We start from the raw sequence: 17938 nt of genomic DNA, 5'->3' as shown, positions 1-17938 counted from the left end.
CGGCGAGCCGCGGGAGCGCCGGGGAAGAGGTCAGGAGACGGCGCGGAGGGCGGTCAGGATGGTGGCGGGGGCGGGGTGGGGGGCGCCGTCGGCGCGGACGTCGGCGAAGCGGGTGGTGCCGGCGCGGTCGGTGATGACCACGGCGGGGAACGGGAGGATCGAGCGGCGGGCGCCCAGCAGCCGGTCGGCGCCGGGCGCGTGGAAGCCGAGGTTGAAGGCGTCGATGAGGGTGTGGCGGTGGTCGGAGGCCACGAGGTAGGTGAGGTCGTGGCGGCGTTTGATCTCGCTCAGGCGCTGCGGGATCTGCGGGCTCACCGCGATCAGGTGGGTGTCGGTGTCGGCCAGGGCCGGGACGAGCTGCTGCTGGTAGGCGGCGAGGGCCGTGTTGCAGGGTTCGCTCGACGCGTACCGGAAGAAGACGAACACGATCGGGCCGGTCTGCCGGAGGCGGTCGAGGTGGATGGGCCCGAGGTCGGCCTCGAGCAGGTGCTGCGAGGGCAGGCGGAGGCCGGGTTCGACCATCCGGTGCCAGATGTCGTCCGCGGGTTCGCGGACTGACGGCACCTGCCGGTGCAAGGCCGTTGTCATCGTGCTCCCTCATCTAACGACTAGCCGACTCATTTGACGACCAGCCGGCCCATCTGACGACCAGCCGGTGGCAATAACCTATCTTACCTATAGGGATGATAAGCATCACGGACGGACTCCGACGACGCTCCTCTACAGTGCCCGAGGGGCCCCGCCACGCCAAATCCCCCGGAAGCCGCTGAGATTTCTCAGCTGATGGAAGTGGCGCTGGCCAGGGCCGCGCATCCCTTCCAAATGCCGGGAACGGGGCGGCGGGATGAGCGAAACGGTATGGCGCGCTACCGCAGGTAGGACAACGACGGCAGCCGGGAGACGTACTCGTCGACCAGGCGGCGGGCGATCGGCTCCGAGTCCACCAGCGGATGGGCCGCCATCGCGCGTACCGCCATCGTGCGCGACCCCTGCGTCGCGGCCGCGAGAATCGCCCGCTCGGTCGCTTTGACCCGCCTGACCAGTTCGATCCCATGGGCCGGCACCGTCGCGTCCGGGTGGGGGTGCGCGCCGGAACCGTCGACCCGGCACGGGACCTCGACCACCGCGTCGTCGTCCAGGGCGGCGATCGTCCCGGCGTTGCGCACGTTCAGGATCAGCTCGGCCGGCTCGGCGCGGGCGATGGCCGTCATCAGCGCGAGCGCGATCCGCTCGTAACCACCGCCCTCGGCGTCATCACGCTCCCCCAGTCCCTCCAGCGCCAGGTAGGTGGCGTCGCGCTGACGGAGTGCCTTCTCCCAGGCGCCGAGCGGATCTTCCGACGCCAATTCCCGATAGCATTCCTGCTGTTGCCGGAGCAGGAATTCCCCCCGGGTCTCGGCGGCACCGAGCTCGGCCCGCACCATTTCCGCGGTGTCGTAGTAATAGCGCAGATATTCGTTCGGCACGGCCGCGAGATCGCGCAGGCGCGATCGCCCGAAAAGGCGACCCTCCTCGACCGAGGAAAGGCCGTCGTCATCTCCGAGAAGGCGGGGCAACAGGTTTTCCGATCCCTGCCGTACGCCGGTGAGCCAGCCGAGATGGTTGAGTCCCGCGTATTCGACGCGTACGTCGTCGGCCCGGCGCCCCAGCGCCCGCACCACCCGCCGGGCCAGCGCCGAGGGTGAGTCGCAGATGCCGATGACCCGCTCGCCCAGATGGGCCGCCATCGCCTCGGTGACCAGGCCGGCCGGGTTGGTGAAGTTGATGACCCAGGCCGCCGGCGCGACCAGCGCGATCCGCCGCGCGATGGCGGTCGCCACCGGGACCGTCCGCAGGCCGTAGGCGACCCCGCCGGCACCGACCGTCTCCTGGCCGAGCACGCCCTCGCCGAGGGCGACCCGCTCGTCGACGACGCGGCCGGCCAGGCCCTCGACGCGGATGGCGCTGAACACGAAGTCGGCGCCGGTCAGCGCGGCCGTGAGGTCGGTGGTCGCCTCGACCGCGGGCGCCGCCGGCGACGTCGCGGCCTGGGCGGCCAGCACGCGCCGGATCGCCGCCAGCCGGCCGTCGTCGACGTCGTGCAGGACGACCCTGCCGATCGGCGAGTCGTCGCCGAGCAGGGCGCCGTAGACCAGCGGGACGCGGAAACCGCCGCCGCCGAGGATGGTCAGGGTGAGCTTCTCAGTCATGGGCACGCGCATCCGATAGTCGGGCGATGGTGGCGCCGGCCCGGCGGACGGTGCGCCGCTCGCCACCGGGGACGACGTCGTCGAGAAAGGCGTACCGGCCGGCGAGCGCGGCGTCGTCGCGGGCGGTGCGCCACCAGTCGGCGATGTCGCCCCAGCCGGGCGCCGACAGCGAACCGCCGAAATGCTGCACCGACATCGACGCGATCAGGTTGGCGAAGGCCAGCCGCTGGGCCAGCGGCCAGTCCGACAGCGTGCCGAGGATGAAACCGGCCATGAAGACGTCACCCGCGCCGGTCGGGTCGAGCGCCTCCACCGGTACGGCGGGCGCGTGCACGATCTCACCGGTGGCCGAGTCGAGCGCGATCGCCCCGTCCGAACCGCAGGTCACGACCACCACCGGGACCAGGCCGGCGAGCCGGCGCGCGGCCTCCTGCGGGGACGACGCCCGGGTGTAACGCATCGCCTCGACCGAGTTCGGCAGGAAGGCGTAGCAGTCGGAGAGCATGTCGAGGGCCTCGGGCGGCCACTGCGCGCTGGCGTCCCAGCCGACGTCGGCGAACACCAGGGTGCCGGCCGCGCGGGCCTTGCCGACCCACGGCTGCCGGTCCTTGGTCAGGCTCACCGAGGCGGCCCGGGTCGCGGGCAGCTCACCGACCAGGCCGTCGGCGTTCAGGGCGGGCGGGTGGTCGTGGGTGATCATGCTGCGGTCCCGGTCGTACGCCAGCGAGACGGTGACCGGCGAATGCCCCTCGACGCGCCGCGAACAACTCAGGTCCACGTTCTCCTGCGTGCTCAGCGTCGACGCGCAGAAATCCCCGTACGCGTCGGTGGCGATCGCCGTGCCCAGCCCCGTGCCCAGCCCGAGCCGGGCCGCCGCGACCGCGAGGTTCGCCACCCCGCCCGGGCACGAGCCCATGCCGGTCGCCCACACCTCGGTGCCCGGCCGGGGCAGTTCCCGCAGGCCGGTGAAGATGATGTCGAGGTAGACGACTCCCGGGACGAAGAGGTCCATCCCGTGATCGTAATTCCTACCCGCTCCCCGGAATCGTGATCCTGCTTTCACCCCCCGGTCCGGTCTCCGCCGCCCGGTCGGCGGGACCGGGCCCACGGCGGTCGGCGATCCTGCCGGTAGCCGGTGGCGAGGGGAACCGATGGTTGACGACAGCGAGCCCGTACCCCAACCGTGGCCAGGTGATGCCGGTGAGCCTCAGCCGCTTGTCGATGGCGCGGATCAGGATATCGCCGCTCCCGGACCAGCCCACCCCCGAAACCGGAACGGCGGCCGGTCGGGTAGTCCGACCGGCCGCCGTTCGGCAGGTGTCACCACAACTAGTCGGTCAACCACATCGCCTCGGTGGCGCCGAGGTCGGCGGAGGCACCGCCGACCAGTTCGACCCGCCACGGCAACTCCGGGCCGTCCCGGTCGACCCGGATCGCGGTGCCGTCGCGGGTGACGGTGAACGTGGTGGTGCCGACGTCCACCGTGGTGCTCCCCTCGGCCGGTTCGTAGAGCCGCAGGGTGACGCCGTCCGCGTGGTCGTAGTCGGGCCGGTCGGTGCGGTTGCCGATCGGCAGCACCGCGCCCGGGCGCACCAGCACCGGCGCACTGTCGAAGCCGTGCGTCTCGGTCACCCAGGCCGGGCCCTCGACGACCTCCCGGCTCTCCAGGCGCGTCCACCGCCCGGCCGGCACGTAGTAGGTGACCTCGCCGGCCGCCGACAGCACCGGCGCGACGAGCAGGTCGCCGCCCAGCAGGTACTGCCGGTCGAGGTGGGTGACGGCGGGGTCGGCGGGGAAACCGACGATCATCGGGCGCATCACCGGCAGGCCGGTCCGGTGCGCTTCACGGGCGGCACCGGAGAGGTACGGCATGAGGCTGTACTTGAGGTGGGTGAACTTGCGCAGCACGTCGACCGACTCCTCGTCGAACAGCCACGGCACCCGGTACGAGTGGTTGCCGTGCAGCCGGCTGTGCGACGAGAGCAGCCCGAACGCGATCCACCGCTTGAACACGGCCGGATCGGGACGGCCCTCGAAGCCGCCGATGTCGTGACTCCAGAAGCCGAAGCCGGAGGACATCAGCGACAGGCCGCCGCGCAGCGACTCGGCCATCGACTCGAACGTCGCGGAGTTGTCGCCGCCCCAGTGCACCGGGAACTGCTGCCCGCCGACCGTCGCCGAGCGGGCGAACAGCACCGCCTCGCCGTCGCCGCGGGCCTCCCGGAGCACGTCGAAGACGACCTGGTTGTAGAGCTGCGTGTAGTAGTTGTGCATCCGTTCCGGGTCGGACCCGTCGTGCCAGACGACGTCGGTGGGGATGCGCTCGCCGAAGTCCGACTTGAACGCGTCCACGCCCATCTCGACGAGCACGCGCAGCTTGCCCGCGTACCACTCGCGGGCGGCCGGGTTGGTGAAGTCGACCAGCCCCATGCCGGCCTGCCACCGGTCCCACTGCCACACGTCGCCGTCGGCGTACCGCACCAGGTAACCGTTCGCCCGGCCCTCCTCGAACATCGCCGAGCGCTGCGCGATGTACGGGTTGATCCACAGACACGTGCGCAGTCCGCGCTCGTGCAGCCGCTTGAGCATGCCCGGCGGGTCCGGGAAGATCCGCGGGTCCCACTCGAAGTCGCACCAGTGGAACTCGCGCATCCAGAACGTGTCGAAGTGGAACACGCTCAGCGGCAGGTCCCGGGCGGCCATCCCGTCGACGAACTCGGTGACCGTCTCCTCGTCGTACGGGGTGGTGAACGAGGTGGTCAGCCACAGCCCGAACGACCAGTCCGGCGGCAGCGCGGGGCGGCCGGTGAGAGCGGTGTACTTGCGCAGGATGTCGGCCGGCGTCGGCCCGTAGATCACCAGGTAGGACAGGGTCTGGCCGGCGACGCTGAACTGGGTGCGGGACACCATCTCGCTCGCCACCTCGAACGAGACCCGGCCGGGATGGTCGACGAGAACGCCGTACCCCTTGTTGGTGAAGTAGAACGGGACGTTCTTGTAGGCCTGTTCGCTCGAGGTGCCGCCGTCCTCGTTCCAGATGTCGATGCTCTGCCCGTTCTTGACGAACGGCCCGAACCGCTCGCCGAGACCGTAGACGGCTTCGCCGACCCCGAGATCCAACTGCTCGTGTACGAAGTGGGCGCCGTCGTCCGTGTCGACGATCCCCATGCCCTTCCAGCCGCTGCCGGTGAGCCGCTTGCCGTCGGCCAGGAAGTCGAGGCCCCACTCCTCCCCGGTTCGGAACTCGGCGGTCAGCGCCCCGGAGGTGAGCGCGTTGTCGGTGACGGTGACCTCGTGCTCCTCGGTGTTCAGCGCGAACTCGGGACCCTGCCGGACCCCGCCGAGGAAGTGGCCGATCGACACGCGGATGACGTCCGGCGCCGGCGCCTCGCACTTGATCGTGATGATCGGCGCGTCCAGCGTGTCGCTGCGGGACCGCACCTTCTTGGCCGGCGCGTACGCGGTGAGCGTCGCCCCGTCCGGCGCGGTGTCGCGCAGGTGCGCCGGATGCAGCACCCGCAGGCCGGCCCGCTTGAGCCAGAAGCCGTCCGTGAACTTCATGTCGGTCCTTTACTCTCTCGGAAGCCCGGCGACGGCTACTTGATGGCGCCGGCGGTGATGCCGCGGGTGAGCGTGCGCTGGAAGATCACGAAGAACAACATCGCCGGCAGGATGCCGATCAGCGCGGAGGCACTTGTCGTCGTCGCGTCCATCAGGCGGTCGCCCTGCAGCACGCCGAGGGCGACCGGCACGGTCTGATTGTCGTTCGAGATCAGGAAGACCAGCGGAAGGAAGAACTCGTTCCACGTCCAGATGAAGAAGAAGGTGAACAGCACGCCGAGGGTGGGCCGGCTGACCGGGACCACGACGCGCCAGAGGGTCCGCCATCTGCCGGCCCCGTCGACGGCGGCGGCGTCCAGCAGTTCGGTCGGGAACTGCGCATAGACCGACGTCAGCAGATAGGTGCCGAACGCGCTCTGGATGACCGTGAAGATGATCATGATCGAGATCACGTTGTCGTAGAGACCGACCTGCTTGGACAGGTAATAGAGCGGATAGACCAGCACCTCCTGCGGCAGCAGGTTGGCCACCAGGAAGAAGACCAGGAACCAGATCCGGCCCTTGACCCGGCCGATGCCCAACGCGTACGCGTTGAGGATGCTCACGACGACGCCGAGCACCGCCACGACCAGACTGGTCAGGAAACTGTTCCAGAGCTTCTGACCGAAGTCGACCCGGTTCCAGAAATTGACGATGCCGTCCCAGTAGAGGTGACCGGGCAGCGACAGCGGACCGCCACTGGCGTACTCGGACGGGCTTTTGATCGCGTTCAACGCGACCACCAGCAGTGGGGCGAGCATCAGCAGAAGCAGCACGAGAAGCGCGATCAGAACGGCGAACCGCACCGGGTTGCGGTGCTTCGCCGCCACGACCGGCTCCCCGGTCTCCCGCATCGCCGGCGGGGCAGCGGTAACTGTCATGTCAGGCTCCGGCCTTCTCGGCTCGGTTCTGCAGCCGCAGGAACACGATCGCCAGCACGATGATGAGCACGGTGAGGACTGTCGAGATCGCCGACCCGTACCCCACCTGGGCCTTCTCGAAGAAGTTCTTGTAGGCGAAGTACGACGGCACCAGTGTCGAATTGCTCGGGCCGCCCCCGGTGAGCACGAAGATCTGCCCGAAGATCTTCAGCGCGGCGATCGTGGTGGTCACCAGGACCACATAGAACTCCGGCCGGATCAGATAGACGGTGATCTTCCGGAATCGCTGCCACCAGGTCGCCCCGTCGAGATCCGCCGCCTCGTACAGCGCCGGGTCGACGCGCTGCAGGCCGGACATGAACATGACGATCGGATAGCCGAGCTGGAACCAGATCATCACCCCCATGACGCTGTAGAGCGCGTATTTCGGGTCGCCCAGCCAGTTCTTCGCCAGCCCGGTCAGCCCGATCGAGTCGAGAATCTTGTTCAGTGCGCCGTAATCGGGGTGCAGGATCCAGCCCCACACGATGCCGGTGACCGCCACCGGAATGACCTGCGGGAGATAGAACCCGGACCGGAAGACCGCCGCCCACCGATCGCCGAAGTGCTTGCCGATGTAGTCGAACAGCACCGCCGCCAGCACCAGTCCGAGCAGCGTCGGCACCACCGCCATGGCCAGGATCAGCAGCAGGATGTGCCCGAACGACGACCAGAACAGCGAGTCCTCGAAGAGCCGGGTGTAGTTGTCGAAGCCGATCCACTTCTGGTCGCCGACGCCGTTCCATTTCGTGAAACTGGTGTAGACCGTCATGACCAGCGGCACCACGATGACGGCCACCGACAGGATCACACCCGGAATGAGGTAGACCGCGTAACCCTTTTTTCCGGCCACGGTGACGTTCCTTCTTTCGGGGGGCCCGCGGACGGCGCACGCCGCCCGCGGGGACTCGTCACTTGCCGAGGTCGGCCAGGTTCTCGTTGTACGGCTTGGCGACCTCGTCGAGGAACGCGGCGGGCGTCTTCGAGCCGTTGATCAGACTCTGCACGCCGCCGACCATGACGTCGTAATAACCGGGCGCCGGCCAGTCCGGGTAGAAGGCCAGACCGTCCTCGGACGACACCTTGTTGAAGGTCTCGATGAGTTCCTTGTTCTTCGGGTCGGTGATCGCCGCCGGGTCGGCCGCGATCGGGAGGCCACCACTGTTCCCGAGCAGGTTCTGCACCTCGGGCTGCATGGTGATGTCGATGAAGTCGTACGCGAGACTCTTGGCCTTGCTCTTCTCCGGGACCACCCACAGGTTGCCGCTCGAGCCCGGGTGCAGTTTGTTGCCCGGGAAAAGGAACGTGCCCCACTGGAAGTTCTTCACCTCGCTGGCGAACCGCCCGTACCACCAGCTGCCCGAGATCATGATCGGGAATTTGCCCTGCTCCCAGGCGACGCCCATGTCCTCGGCCTTGATGCCGGCCGAGTTCTTGGCGATGTAACCCTTGCTGACCCAGTCCGCGAACGTCTGCGCGCCGTAGGTCAACTGCGCGTCGTGGAAGTCCACCTTGTTCTTGTAGAGCTGGTAGTCGTTCACCCACGACCGGTCGGCCTTCGACAGCGCCAGCTCGTAGAAGATCTGCTGGGCCGGGTATTCCGCGCCGCCGACGCTCAACGGCGTGATGCCCTTGGCCTTGAAGGCGTCCATCACCTTGGTGAAATCGTCCAGGGTGGTCGGGACCTGGAGGTTGTACTTCTTGAACATGTCCTGGTTGTAATAGACCTCGACGAATTCCCCGTAGTTCGGGATGCCGTAGGTCTTGCCCGAGCCCATGATGCCGTCTTCGTCGTACTTCGCCGTGGTGGCGAGGCTGCTGCTGAGCTTCTTGTCCCAGCCCCGCTTGCTCGCCTCGTCCGACAGGTCGGTGAGCAGACCCTGCTTCGAGAGCAGACCGGCGGTGGCGTTGCCCTTGTTGTATTCGAGGATGTCGGGTGCGCTGTCGGAGTTGAGAATCATCTGGGCGTTCTGCTGGATCTGCTCGAAGGACTTCTCCTCGAACTTCACCTCGACGCCCGGGTGCTTGGCCTTGAACAGCTCGATCGCCTTGTTCCAGGCCACCCCCATGGCGCTGGTGGGACCCTCGTAGTGCCAGAGAGTGAGCGTCTTGGCGTCACTCCCCTCGTCGCTGTCCGAGCCGGAACCGCTGCATGCGGTCATAGCCAGCGAGGTGGCCAGCAACATCGCACCGGCAACGACGCCGGCTCGTGATCTGAACATGCCGTCCTCCGGGGTGGGATCGTCGAAGCGCTTCGACGATAGATTGTCGAAGCGCTTCGACGCGGGACTTTGAGGGGACGTTAGGCTTCGCGGCGCTCCCATGTCAACGGCGTGACGAATACATTTCGCAACGATCGAACGCCTCCCGCGCCATGACCCACCTCACCCGCCGGGCGTGAGCCTGCTCTCCCCGCCACCCCTCTCCCCGGCCGACTTCACCGGCCTCGGGACGCCCACCGAGCAGGTGGGCGCGGCGCGGCAGACGGCAACGGCCGGCGGGCTGAAGCGGGCGACAATCGGGGTGACAGCCGGTGCCGCGAACTGCCGACAAGGCACTGGATGCGATCCCAGCCCTGCGAGCCCCAAAAAGGACGAACTCGATGCCGACGAGTTCGGCAAAGTGCACCAGCGAGCCCGCACGGCCGAGAGCGGAGACCGCGGGCCGCCAGCATCACCGGAGAACGCGCTACCAACGCGGAACCGCACCACCGAACGGCGCCCGAGGCCGCGCCTGAGCGCCAACCCGTCGCAACCCCTGCCTGGGAGCAATCGCGAGACACCTTAATTCGCGCTATATCCGCTTTGCCAGGCTATCGGCATCCAAGCGGCTGTCTCCTGAGGACCGCTACGTCCGGCCGGAGGCGCGGCCAGATCCGGGCGGGCGGGCGCGGCGCGGCCAGATCCGGGCGGGCGGGCGCGGGCGGCCAACATCCACTGGTCGCGGCCGGACCATGGCGTGCGCGGTCAGGGTTTGGGGGTGGTGCAGCTGTCTCGTTCGACCAGGGTCGGGGGCAGCAGGCGGACCGACTCGGTGTGGCGGCCGTCGAGCAGTTTCATGACGGTCTCGACGGCCAGGCCGCCGACGTCGTGGGACGGGATGTCGACCGACGTCAGCGGGATCGGCATGCTCAGCGCGACGTCGCGCGGGCAGACCGCGACGACGGAGATGTCCTCGGGGACTCGGCGGCCGGTGGCGCGGAGCTGGTCGAGCAACGGGCGCAGGGCTTCCTCGTTGTGGACGACCAGGGCGGTCACGCCGGGCAGTTCGGCGTCGATGTCGGTGAGGCAGTCGCGGACGCCCGGCCGGCCCGGTTCGCAGGGGTGGGTCATCGTCTCGAGGCCGAGTTCGGCCGAGGCCTCGGTGAAGCCGGCCAGGAAGCGCTCGGCGTAGGAGGTGCCGCGGCGGTAGACCGACGGCGACGGGCCGACCAGGGCGATCCGGCGGTGGCCGTGCCAGGCGAGGTGGCGCAGGGTCTCGGCGGCGGCCGCGGCGAAGTCGAGGTCGACGCAGATGGTGCCGGCCGGGTCGGCGGGCAGGCCGATCAACACGGACGGCTGTTTCAGGCGGCGCAGGGCGGGGATGCGTACGTCGTCCTTCTCGACGTCCATCACGATGAGCGCGTCGACCATGGTGCTGTGCGCGACGCGTTCGAGGCCGCTGGTGCCTTCGTCCTTGGTGAGCAGCAGGACGTCGTGGTTGTGGGTGCGCGCGGCGGTGACGACGGCCGTGGCGAACTGCATGATGACCGGCACGTTGACGTCGACGCGCAGCGGCACCACCAGGGCGAGGACGTTCGTCTTGCTGCTGGCCAGGGCGCGGGCGCCGGCGTGCGGGTGGAAGCCGAGTTCGGCGATGGCGGCCTGGACCCGGGCGCGGGTCTGGGCCGAGATCGGGCGGCGGCCGCTCAGCACGTACGACACGGTGCTGGGCGACACCCCGGCCGCGCGGGCGACGTCGTTTATCGTCGGCATCCGCCCTCCCCACGTGAGCTGGTCGCGTCTCATCATGCGCCTTCGGTGAAAGATCCTAGTAAGGAGCCGCCGGGTGCCGGTCGCAAGCCCGACCGGACCGGACGACGTTGTTGCGCAAGGTCTGGAACGGGACCGGCGGGGCGCCTGGGTCAGCCGGGCCGGACGGGCTCACGGTGCGACCCGCCCGCCGGCTGACCAGGCCGGCGGGCGGGTTCCCCTCTCACCGAATGGAGAATGTGGACGCGCGCGGCGTCGCCCGGAAGGGACCGACCCGGGCATCGACGGTCGCGTCTGCGTCGATCCGGGCCGCCGGTCCCGGAGGTGGATCACGGAACGGAGAGGACGGGTCCGCGTGCGCGGCGCCGGGAATGGTCGTCACGACCGGTGACGCGCCGGCGGGCAGCGGCGGGAAACGCCGTCGCATGGCGATTCTCCTCGTATTCCGGGAACGATGAACCGCCTGCTCAGCATGGTGTCGCGACCGAGCAGACCGGATTCTGAAGCGTTCGTCGAAGCGCTTCGATTAACAGCGGTATCGCCCACGATAGATGCCCGTCTAACAGCTGTCCACAGTCTCACCGAAATCGACCGGTAACATCGATCGCGATCATCTTTCGAGTCCGGTCGACGGCACGCCCCGCGCCCGCCGCTCGCCGGCGGCCGCGCCGCCCTAGGATCCTCGGGGTGCAGCCCGACGAGACTCCCCACCCACCGGCCCCCGGCGCTCCCGGCCCGGCGCCCGGTCCCGAGCCGATGCCGGTCGCCCCACCACCGCGCCGGCGCGCGCTCATCGGAGTGCTCAGCGGGCTCGGCGTGGTGGCGTTGCTGGCGGTCGGCGGGGCCATCGCGTACTTCTCGGGGGCCTTCGACGAGAAGGGCCGGTTCGCCGCCGTGCCGCCGCCCTGCGCCACCCTCGAACCGGGGCTGCCGGGACTCGGCGCGGGCTACACGACCCGGGCCGGCAACGGCAACACCTGCGAGGTGCTGCTTCCCGGCACGAGCACGCCGATGATGACGGTCGGCTACTACCGCGGCGCGACGCCCGGGAAGGTCGGCTCGCGGTTGCGGGAGCGCACCGAGGGCCAGTTCCGCGAGCTGTCCGGGCTCGGCGACGAGGGTTACACCAACGGCGCACTCACCGTCTTCCGGGTGAGCAACCTGATGGTCGGCATCTCGATCTACCCGAACACCGGCACCACCGACGCCCAGATCAGAGTGTTCGAGACCGACCTGGCATCCCGGCTCGCCGGCTGACCTGGCCGGGGCCGGGGCGGGGCCCGGAAATTCGGATGAGCCGGCCGGCGCCGGCCCGTAGGCTGACCGCTCGATGAAGGCCAACGACTGGCACGACCCGGCGTGGGTGTCCTCGGCCCACGACTGGATCGAGGCCCACCTCGACGCGAAACCGACAGGCTGGATCGAAGAGGTCCGGGTCCGCCCCTGGTCGGTGACCCACCGGGTGCCCACGTCCGCCGGGGACCGCTGGTTCAAGGCCAACACCCCCGCCTGCGCCTACGAGGCACCGCTGGCCACGGCACTGGCCGAGTGGTTCCCGGCCGCCGTGCTGCGGCCCCTCGCCATCGACGAGCAGGGCTGGCTGCTCACCGCCGACGAGGGCCCTACCCTGCGCGAGCGGATGGCGGCCGACCCCGGCCACTGGCCGCGGGAGCAGACCTGGTCACGGATGCTGCAGGCGTACGCCGTGCTGCAACGCGCCGGCGCCCCGCACGCCGAGGCCCTGGTCTCGCTGGGGGTGCCCGACCAGCGCCCGCACACGCTGCCCGCCCACCTGAAGTCCCTGCTGGCCGATCCGGCCGTGGCCGCCGACGTCGACGTGGCCGCGGTGCAGGCGGTCCCGCTCGACGACTGGTGCGCCGAACTGTCCGCCGACGGCATCCCGGCCAGTGTCCAGCACGACGACCTGACCGACGCGAACGTCTTCCCGACCGGCCCCACCGGCTTCCGCTTCTTCGACTGGGGTGACGCGTCGATCGCCCACCCGTTCGGATCGTTGCTGGTGGCGCTCGGTTTCGCGGCCCACGTCCTGGGTGTGGGCGACGGCGATCCGGCACTGGCGCGCCTGCGGGACGCGTACCTCGAGCCGTGGACCGACCTGGCCCCGGCCGCGACGTTGCGTCGCTCGGTCTCGCTGAGCTGCCGCCTCGGGCGGGTCTCCCGGTCGTTGTCGTGGCGCCGGGCGGTGCGCGACGCCGCCCTGCCGGTCGACGACGACTTCCGCACCGCCGCCGCCTTCTGGCTCGGCGAGCTACCCCAGCCGCCGGTCGTCTGACCGCGCGCGAGCCGAGATCAGGAGTAGTCGGTCAGGAAGTCGAGCAGCGGTTGCAGCGGCGCCGGGATCGACGGATCCGACACCGATCCCTGCCACCGCTGCGATCCCCGCTCGATCGTCAGCCCGTAGTGCATCAGATCGGCACCATGCCCCGGTCCGCTCGACCGCAACGCCCCGAAATCGAGCGCCCCGACCAACTGCCGCAGCGAAGCCGCAGCCACCGGTGGCATCTCGCCGGAGTCGAGAACCTTGTGCACCCGAAAACCAGCGAACCCACCCGATTGTTGCAATTCAACCCGCACATGCTCGGTCACAGCCCCGAGCATAGGCAAAACCGCCGACCGGTACGCCTCCCGCGCGTGCCCGCCGTTCCGGACGCGGATCGTCCGCTTCCCGTCCTAAGCTCCCCGGCATGAGCGAGATCCTGCTGCTGCACCATGCCCTCGGCCTGACCGACGGCGTCCGTGCCTTCGCCGAACGCCTGCGCGCCGCCGGCCACCTGGTGCACACCCCCGACCTGTTCGACGGCCACGTCTTCCCGGCCCTGGCGGAGGGCCTGGCGTACGCGCAGCGGACCGACTCCGCCGAGCGCGGTGTGCGGGCCGCCGACAACCTGCCACCTGATCTGGTCTACATCGGCATCTCCCTGGGCGTCATGCCGGCCCAGCGCCTCACCCAGACCCGGCCCGGGGCTCGCGCCGCCGTACTGCTGGAAGCCTGCGTGCCACCCGACGCCTTCGACGCCCCGTGGCCGCCCACCGTCCCCGTGCAGATCCACGGCATGGACGCCGACCCGTTCTTCGCCGGCGACGGCGACCTCGACGCCGCCCGCGCCCTGGTCAAGGAGGCTCCGGGCAGCGAAGTCCACGTCTACCCGGGCGACCAGCACCTGTTCACCGACAGCTCGCTGCCGTCCTACGACGCCGCCGCCACCGACCTGGCAGTCACCCGGATCCTCACCTTCCTGCGTCCCACTGCCTGATCACCGGCAGGATCTCGGGGAAAGTGTCCACCGTGGCGGTGACGAAGCGGTCGTCGAACTCGTCGCGCCGGCGGACGCCGGCCTGCAGGCACGCGATGAACCGCAAGCCGGCCCCGCCCGCGGCGAGGGCGTCACCGGGCGAGTCGCCGACGTAGACGCACTCGGCCGGGGTGAGACGGGTCTCGGCAAGCAGTTCGTCGAAGGCGCGCGGGTCCGGTTTGCGGAAGCGGGTGTTGCCGCCGTGGTAGGCGCCGCCGAGGCGGGCCGCCAGGATGTGGTCGGGCGCCAGCAGGTGGCGGACCTCGTCCTCTTCGCGGGAGGTCAGCAGCAGGACGGTACGGCCGTCGCCGACCAGGTGGTCGAGTGTGGCCAGGTTCTCGGGCGGGATCACGTCGAGCCGGCCGTCGGCGAGGTAACGCTGTTGCATGGCGGGGAACAGGGCGGCGAACTCGCGCAGGTCGACGCCGGGCGAGCGGTGCGGGATGGCCTCCAGCAGGGGCGCGCCCCACGTCGCGAGGTGCCGCTCGCGGGACATCGGCGGGCGGCCCATCCGCGCCAGGACGTCGTTCTCGCAGTGGAACGACGCCTCCTCGGTGAGGCACAGCGTGTCGTCCACGTCGACGATCACGGCGGCGATCACGGGACGTCGGTGATCTCGCGGACCACCCGGCACGGCACGCCCATCGCGACCGTCATCGGCGGGACGTCGCGGCTGACCACGCTGCCGGCGCCGATCACCGAGCCGTACCCGATCCGGACGCCCGGCAGCACCACGACGTTGCTGCCGATCCAGACCTTGTCCTCGAGCACGACCGGTTTGGAGAAGCGCCGGAAGTCCTCGCGCAGGCCGGGGTGGATCGGGTGGCCGGTGGTGGTGAGGGTGACGCTCGGGGCGATCATCACGCCGTTGCCGATGCGGATCTCCATGTCGTCGACGAGGGTGAGGTTGACGTTGCCGAAGAAGTCGTCGCCGATGTGCACGTTGCTGCCGAAACCCGCGTGGAACGGGGAGAGCAGAACGGTTCGCGCGCCGACCGAGCCGAGGATGCGTTCCAGGAGTTTGCGGCGGCGCGGGGCGTCACCGGGGCGGGTGCTGTTGTATTCGAAGATCAGGTCGGCGCGCCGCAGCGGGTCCTGGAAGTTCGCCTCGGACTCGGTGTAGAGCTGGCCACGCCGGATCCGGTCGAGGACCTCGTTCTCCCGTTCACGCATGATCCCATCCTTGCCGATCACCGGGTTCGGCGCGCCCCCACGACCGCCCGGGAGGATCCAGGGTGCCGACGTGCAACCACCGGACCTGCCCGCCGCACTGTCCCGCCGCACCGTTCCGCTGCCGCCGGGACGGCTCGTGCACGGCGAAGACGACGACACCCCGATTCTCTGGCTGAGCGACGCGCCCGCCACCGTCGGGCTGTGGCAGTCGCTCTACGCGGCGCACCCGGCCGGCGGCCTCTACCCGATCCTGCTCGATCACCTGCCCGGCGATCCGCGCCGCCCGTGGGACGACGGCGAGCTGTGGCCGGGCCTGATGTCGTCGCCGGACGACCACGACGCGGCCGAGGTGCTCGCCGGTCGGTGGACGGCCAACGCGGATCCGTCGCGGGCGGCCGTGCCGGTCACCACCCCGTTCGGCGCCGAGTGGCCGGGGCTCGCCGACCCGATCCGGCCCGGGACCGACCCCGATGAGCAAGCGGTCGAGGGCGTGCGGGCACTCCTGGCCCGCGACCCCTCGCTGCGGCTCGGCCTGGTCGCGGCCGCGCGGGGCAGCGACGCCGTCGCCGTCTGCGGCTGGACCGGCCCGGTCAACCACGACAACGACACCGCCAAATACGCGGCGGTCCTGCGTTCGTGGGAGCGGCGTTTCGGCGTACGGCTGATCGCCCTCGGTTTTGCCGACCTCCGGCTGAGCGTGGCGGCACCGCCGACCGACGACGACGAGTGCCTGCGCGTGGCCGCCGAGCACTTCGCCTTCGCCCCGGACAACATCGTCCAGGGCACGTCGCCGCTGTCGCGCTATGCCACGAACCTGCTCTACGAGCCGATCTGGTCGTTCTGGTGGGACTGAGCGGGCCTAGGACGCCTGCCGGACCGGCATGTCGGCCAGCCACGCGTCGGCCAGGTCGCCCAGCGGCACCTCGAGGGCCTGGCTCAGGCACACGACCGTGCCGAACGCCGGGGCCGGGAGGCGGCCCGCCTCGATCTTGCGCAGGGTCTCCGGGGAGATGCCCGCCGCCACCGCCACCTCGACGAGGCTGCGACCGGCCCGCGCGGCTCGGAGGGCCACCCCGAGGCGCCGGCCCGCGGCGATCTGTTCGGGGGTGAGCGGCTGGCGAACCATGCCAGCAGGATAACCCCTCCACCGCTGTGGTATAAAAATACCGCACCGGGAGAGGGAGTCTGTCGTGATCGAGCTCAAGTCCGCCGACGAGATCGGCCGCATGGCCGTGGCCGGCCAGTTCGTCGGCGAGTTGCTCGCCGAGCTGAGCGGCGTCGCCGCGGTCGGCGTCAACCTGATGGATCTCGAGCACCACGCCCGCCGGCGGATCGAGGAGCGCGGCGCCGAGTCCTGCTACTGGGACTACGCCCCGTCGTTCGGCCGCGGCCCGTTCCGCAACGTGCTGTGCCTGTCGGTCAACGACGCGGTGCTGCACGGCCTGCCGCACGACTACGTCCTGCGCGACGGCGACCTGCTCAGCATCGACATGGCGGTCGGCATCGACGGCTGGGTCGCCGACTCCGCCCTGTCGGTCATCGTCGGCACCCCCGACCCGGCCGACCGGAAGCTGATCGAGTGCACCGAGGTCGCCCTGGCGGCCGGCATCGCCGCGGCCCAGCCCGGCGGCCGGCTCGGCGACATCTCGGCGGCGATCGGCGAGGTCGCCCACTCCTACGGCTACGGCGTCAACGGCGAGTTCGGCGGCCACGGCATCGGCCGGACCATGCACGAGGCCCCGCACGTCGCCAACAGCGGCCGCCCCCGCCGCGGTATGCGCCTCGACCCGGGCCTGACCATCGCGATCGAGCCGTGGTTCTGCCGCTCCACCGACAAGATCAAGTTTGACCCGGACGGCTGGACGATCCGCTCCGCCGACGGCTCCCGCACCGCCCACTCCGAGCACACGATCGCCATCACGCCGACCGGCCCGCAGGTGCTCACCAGCCGACCCGCCGCCGACGCCACCACGACCGACCCGAGCCGGAAGCCCGCCACGGCCTCCTGACCGGCGAATCCGCACCGACCCACGCGGCTGCCACCCGGGGCCGGCACCCGGCCGCGCTCACATCCCGAATCGCTGACGGTCGGGTTCGATCAGGACGACGACCCTTTCCGCCGTACGCGGATAGGGCCCGCCGAGGTACTTCTCGGCGATCCCGTCGATCACCGGCCAGGCCTCGTCACCGGTGAGCCACGACACGACGCGGCCGCGGATGACCACCGGGGTGAACGGGTCGCCGACCGGGGTCAGCGAGATCGCCACGCGCGGGTCCCGCCGCAGGTTCTGGGCCTTACGGCTGCGCGGCCCGGTCAGGACGGCGATCCGGTCGCCGTGGGTGCCGATCCAGACGGGTACGCAATGTGGTGCGCCGTCGGGCAGGACGGTGGCCACGTGGGCGATGGCGGTGCCGTCGAGAACACAGCGGATGTCAGCGTCGATCATCGCCGCACCTCGCGACGGAGAGGGGTCACGCTCGGCGCGGGGACGGCGTCGACGAGCCGCAGCCCTACGTGCGCGGGCGGCTCCGGGAAGAGGGGCCGCCCGCCACCCACCAGGATCGGCACCCGGCGCCCGTCGACCACCCGACCGGGCGTGTCGCCGTCGAAATACCGGTCGAACAGCGCCGACCCGTCGCCGCGCCCGCGACCGGGCCCCCGGGTTCGGCCACCACGCTGGGGCGAGCGCCCCGTGCTGAAGCCGTCGACCGAGACCGCATGCGTACTGAAGATCATGACCACTCCCCTCCGAGTTCCCTGAAGGAACCCT

The 17938-nt window shown here is 70.3% G+C and carries 19 protein-coding genes; 5 read left to right on the top strand and 14 right to left on the bottom strand.

Annotation, left to right across the window (positions count from 1 at the left end; all coding sequences use genetic code 11):
* Nucleotides 1-30: 30 nt before the first annotated feature.
* The 8 genes from Afe05nite_RS38085 to Afe05nite_RS38050 form a co-directional block, all read right to left on the bottom strand.
* Nucleotides 31-588: a redoxin domain-containing protein gene (locus Afe05nite_RS38085; protein WP_203822186.1), complete on the bottom strand. Its 558-nt coding sequence runs from the start codon at nt 586-588 to the stop codon at nt 31-33.
* A 278-nt stretch (nt 589-866) separates the two neighbouring features.
* A complete protein-coding gene (locus Afe05nite_RS38080; protein WP_203822185.1) occupies nt 867-2189 on the bottom strand; it encodes a family 4 glycosyl hydrolase in 1323 nt (440 codons plus the stop codon).
* Entirely contained in the window at nt 2182-3201 is a 1020-nt protein-coding gene (locus Afe05nite_RS38075) for a PfkB family carbohydrate kinase (RefSeq protein ID WP_203822184.1), read from the bottom strand. Before Afe05nite_RS38075 ends, Afe05nite_RS38080 begins: the two co-directional genes overlap by 8 nt.
* A 317-nt stretch (nt 3202-3518) precedes the next feature.
* Nucleotides 3519-5750 carry an alpha-xylosidase gene (yicI, locus tag Afe05nite_RS38070; RefSeq protein WP_203822183.1) on the bottom strand — a complete coding sequence of 744 codons (2232 nt, stop codon included), beginning with the start codon at nt 5748-5750 and terminating at the stop codon, nt 3519-3521.
* Nucleotides 5751-5785: 35 nt separating this feature from the next.
* The gene (locus Afe05nite_RS38065; RefSeq protein WP_203822182.1) at nt 5786-6670 is read right to left on the bottom strand and encodes a carbohydrate ABC transporter permease; all 885 of its coding nucleotides are present in this window, start codon (nt 6668-6670) and stop codon (nt 5786-5788) included.
* 1 nt (nt 6671) lies between these two features.
* Nucleotides 6672-7562: a carbohydrate ABC transporter permease gene (locus tag Afe05nite_RS38060; RefSeq protein WP_203822181.1), complete on the bottom strand. Its 891-nt coding sequence runs from the start codon at nt 7560-7562 to the stop codon at nt 6672-6674.
* 58 nt (nt 7563-7620) lie between these two features.
* Nucleotides 7621-8931 carry an ABC transporter substrate-binding protein gene (locus Afe05nite_RS38055; RefSeq protein WP_203822180.1) on the bottom strand — a complete coding sequence of 437 codons (1311 nt, stop codon included), beginning with the start codon at nt 8929-8931 and terminating at the stop codon, nt 7621-7623.
* 744 nt (nt 8932-9675) lie between these two features.
* Complete coding sequence (locus Afe05nite_RS38050; RefSeq protein ID WP_203822179.1) at nt 9676-10683, bottom strand: LacI family DNA-binding transcriptional regulator; 1008 nt, start codon at nt 10681-10683, stop codon at nt 9676-9678.
* A 684-nt stretch (nt 10684-11367) separates the two neighbouring features.
* Between Afe05nite_RS38050 and Afe05nite_RS38045 the strand changes: the two genes are divergently transcribed.
* Both Afe05nite_RS38045 and Afe05nite_RS38040 read left to right on the top strand, forming a co-directional pair.
* Complete coding sequence (locus Afe05nite_RS38045) at nt 11368-11937, top strand: hypothetical protein (protein WP_203822178.1); 570 nt, start codon at nt 11368-11370, stop codon at nt 11935-11937.
* 73 nt (nt 11938-12010) lie between these two features.
* Nucleotides 12011-12973: a phosphotransferase family protein gene (locus Afe05nite_RS38040; RefSeq protein ID WP_203822177.1), complete on the top strand. Its 963-nt coding sequence runs from the start codon at nt 12011-12013 to the stop codon at nt 12971-12973.
* A gap of 17 nt (nt 12974-12990) precedes the next feature.
* Here Afe05nite_RS38040 and Afe05nite_RS38035 read toward each other — a convergent pair whose 3' ends face one another.
* On the bottom strand, nt 12991-13299 hold the full coding sequence (locus tag Afe05nite_RS38035) for a protealysin inhibitor emfourin (RefSeq protein ID WP_307835671.1): 309 nt from the start codon (nt 13297-13299) through the stop codon (nt 12991-12993).
* Nucleotides 13300-13385: 86 nt separating this feature from the next.
* On the opposite strand from Afe05nite_RS38035, the gene Afe05nite_RS38030 reads away from it, so the two are divergent.
* Entirely contained in the window at nt 13386-13955 is a 570-nt protein-coding gene (locus Afe05nite_RS38030) for a dienelactone hydrolase family protein (protein ID WP_203822175.1), read from the top strand.
* On the opposite strand, the gene Afe05nite_RS38025 is transcribed toward Afe05nite_RS38030, so the two are convergent.
* Together Afe05nite_RS38025 and Afe05nite_RS38020 are read right to left on the bottom strand one after the other, a co-directional pair.
* Nucleotides 13930-14595: an HAD family hydrolase gene (locus tag Afe05nite_RS38025; RefSeq protein ID WP_239118509.1), complete on the bottom strand. Its 666-nt coding sequence runs from the start codon at nt 14593-14595 to the stop codon at nt 13930-13932. The two genes, Afe05nite_RS38030 and Afe05nite_RS38025, sit on opposite strands and share 26 nt — an antisense overlap.
* Nucleotides 14592-15167 carry a sugar O-acetyltransferase gene (locus tag Afe05nite_RS38020; protein ID WP_203822174.1) on the bottom strand — a complete coding sequence of 192 codons (576 nt, stop codon included), beginning with the start codon at nt 15165-15167 and terminating at the stop codon, nt 14592-14594. The genes Afe05nite_RS38025 and Afe05nite_RS38020 overlap by 4 nt, the downstream gene beginning before the upstream one ends.
* Here Afe05nite_RS38020 and Afe05nite_RS38015 point away from each other — a divergent pair.
* Nucleotides 15166-16020 carry a DUF4253 domain-containing protein gene (locus Afe05nite_RS38015; RefSeq protein WP_203822173.1) on the top strand — a complete coding sequence of 285 codons (855 nt, stop codon included), beginning with the start codon at nt 15166-15168 and terminating at the stop codon, nt 16018-16020. The genes Afe05nite_RS38020 and Afe05nite_RS38015 overlap by 2 nt on opposite strands.
* 6 nt (nt 16021-16026) lie before the next feature.
* Here Afe05nite_RS38015 and Afe05nite_RS38010 read toward each other — a convergent pair whose 3' ends face one another.
* Nucleotides 16027-16293, bottom strand: coding sequence for a helix-turn-helix domain-containing protein (locus tag Afe05nite_RS38010; RefSeq protein WP_203822172.1), 267 nt, complete (start codon nt 16291-16293; stop codon nt 16027-16029).
* Nucleotides 16294-16357: 64 nt separating this feature from the next.
* Here Afe05nite_RS38010 and map point away from each other — a divergent pair, with 64 nt between their 5' ends.
* Nucleotides 16358-17176: a type I methionyl aminopeptidase gene (gene map, locus Afe05nite_RS38005; RefSeq protein WP_203822171.1), complete on the top strand. Its 819-nt coding sequence runs from the start codon at nt 16358-16360 to the stop codon at nt 17174-17176.
* A 57-nt stretch (nt 17177-17233) separates the two neighbouring features.
* On the opposite strand, the gene Afe05nite_RS38000 is transcribed toward map, so the two are convergent.
* The gene (locus Afe05nite_RS38000) at nt 17234-17614 is read right to left on the bottom strand and encodes a TIGR03618 family F420-dependent PPOX class oxidoreductase (protein ID WP_203822170.1); all 381 of its coding nucleotides are present in this window, start codon (nt 17612-17614) and stop codon (nt 17234-17236) included.
* Nucleotides 17611-17904, bottom strand: a complete 294-nt coding sequence (locus tag Afe05nite_RS37995) for a dihydrofolate reductase family protein (protein ID WP_239118508.1) — start codon at nt 17902-17904, stop codon at nt 17611-17613. Before Afe05nite_RS37995 ends, Afe05nite_RS38000 begins: the two co-directional genes overlap by 4 nt.
* Nucleotides 17905-17938: the final 34 nt, after the last annotated feature.

Origin of the sequence: Paractinoplanes ferrugineus (genome assembly GCF_016862195.1) — a bacterium.
Taxonomy (GTDB): domain Bacteria; phylum Actinomycetota; class Actinomycetes; order Mycobacteriales; family Micromonosporaceae; genus Actinoplanes; species Actinoplanes ferrugineus.
This window is presented reverse-complemented; position numbering and strand designations above follow the sequence as displayed.

What these genes read in the sequence shown, in the direction of transcription:
- Afe05nite_RS38085 (WP_203822186.1), bottom strand. Translation starts at nt 588, where the DNA reads ATGACAACGGCCTTGCACCGGCAGGTGCCGTCAGTCCGCGAACCCGCG.
- Afe05nite_RS38080 (WP_203822185.1), bottom strand. Translation starts at nt 2,189, where the DNA reads ATGACTGAGAAGCTCACCCTGACCATCCTCGGCGGCGGCGGTTTCCGC.
- Afe05nite_RS38075 (WP_203822184.1), bottom strand. Translation starts at nt 3,201, where the DNA reads ATGGACCTCTTCGTCCCGGGAGTCGTCTACCTCGACATCATCTTCACC.
- yicI (WP_203822183.1), bottom strand. Translation starts at nt 5,750, where the DNA reads ATGAAGTTCACGGACGGCTTCTGGCTCAAGCGGGCCGGCCTGCGGGTG.
- Afe05nite_RS38065 (WP_203822182.1), bottom strand. Translation starts at nt 6,670, where the DNA reads ATGACAGTTACCGCTGCCCCGCCGGCGATGCGGGAGACCGGGGAGCCG.
- Afe05nite_RS38055 (WP_203822180.1), bottom strand. Translation starts at nt 8,931, where the DNA reads ATGTTCAGATCACGAGCCGGCGTCGTTGCCGGTGCGATGTTGCTGGCC.
- Afe05nite_RS38050 (WP_203822179.1), bottom strand. Translation starts at nt 10,683, where the DNA reads ATGCCGACGATAAACGACGTCGCCCGCGCGGCCGGGGTGTCGCCCAGC.
- Afe05nite_RS38040 (WP_203822177.1), top strand. Translation starts at nt 12,011, where the DNA reads ATGAAGGCCAACGACTGGCACGACCCGGCGTGGGTGTCCTCGGCCCAC.
- Afe05nite_RS38035 (WP_307835671.1), bottom strand. Translation starts at nt 13,299, where the DNA reads ATGCTCGGGGCTGTGACCGAGCATGTGCGGGTTGAATTGCAACAATCG.
- Afe05nite_RS38030 (WP_203822175.1), top strand. Translation starts at nt 13,386, where the DNA reads ATGAGCGAGATCCTGCTGCTGCACCATGCCCTCGGCCTGACCGACGGC.
- Afe05nite_RS38015 (WP_203822173.1), top strand. Translation starts at nt 15,166, where the DNA reads ATGATCCCATCCTTGCCGATCACCGGGTTCGGCGCGCCCCCACGACCG.
- Afe05nite_RS38020 (WP_203822174.1), bottom strand. Translation starts at nt 15,167, where the DNA reads ATGCGTGAACGGGAGAACGAGGTCCTCGACCGGATCCGGCGTGGCCAG.
- Afe05nite_RS38010 (WP_203822172.1), bottom strand. Translation starts at nt 16,293, where the DNA reads ATGGTTCGCCAGCCGCTCACCCCCGAACAGATCGCCGCGGGCCGGCGC.
- Afe05nite_RS38000 (WP_203822170.1), bottom strand. Translation starts at nt 17,614, where the DNA reads ATGATCGACGCTGACATCCGCTGTGTTCTCGACGGCACCGCCATCGCC.
- Afe05nite_RS37995 (WP_239118508.1), bottom strand. Translation starts at nt 17,904, where the DNA reads ATGATCTTCAGTACGCATGCGGTCTCGGTCGACGGCTTCAGCACGGGG.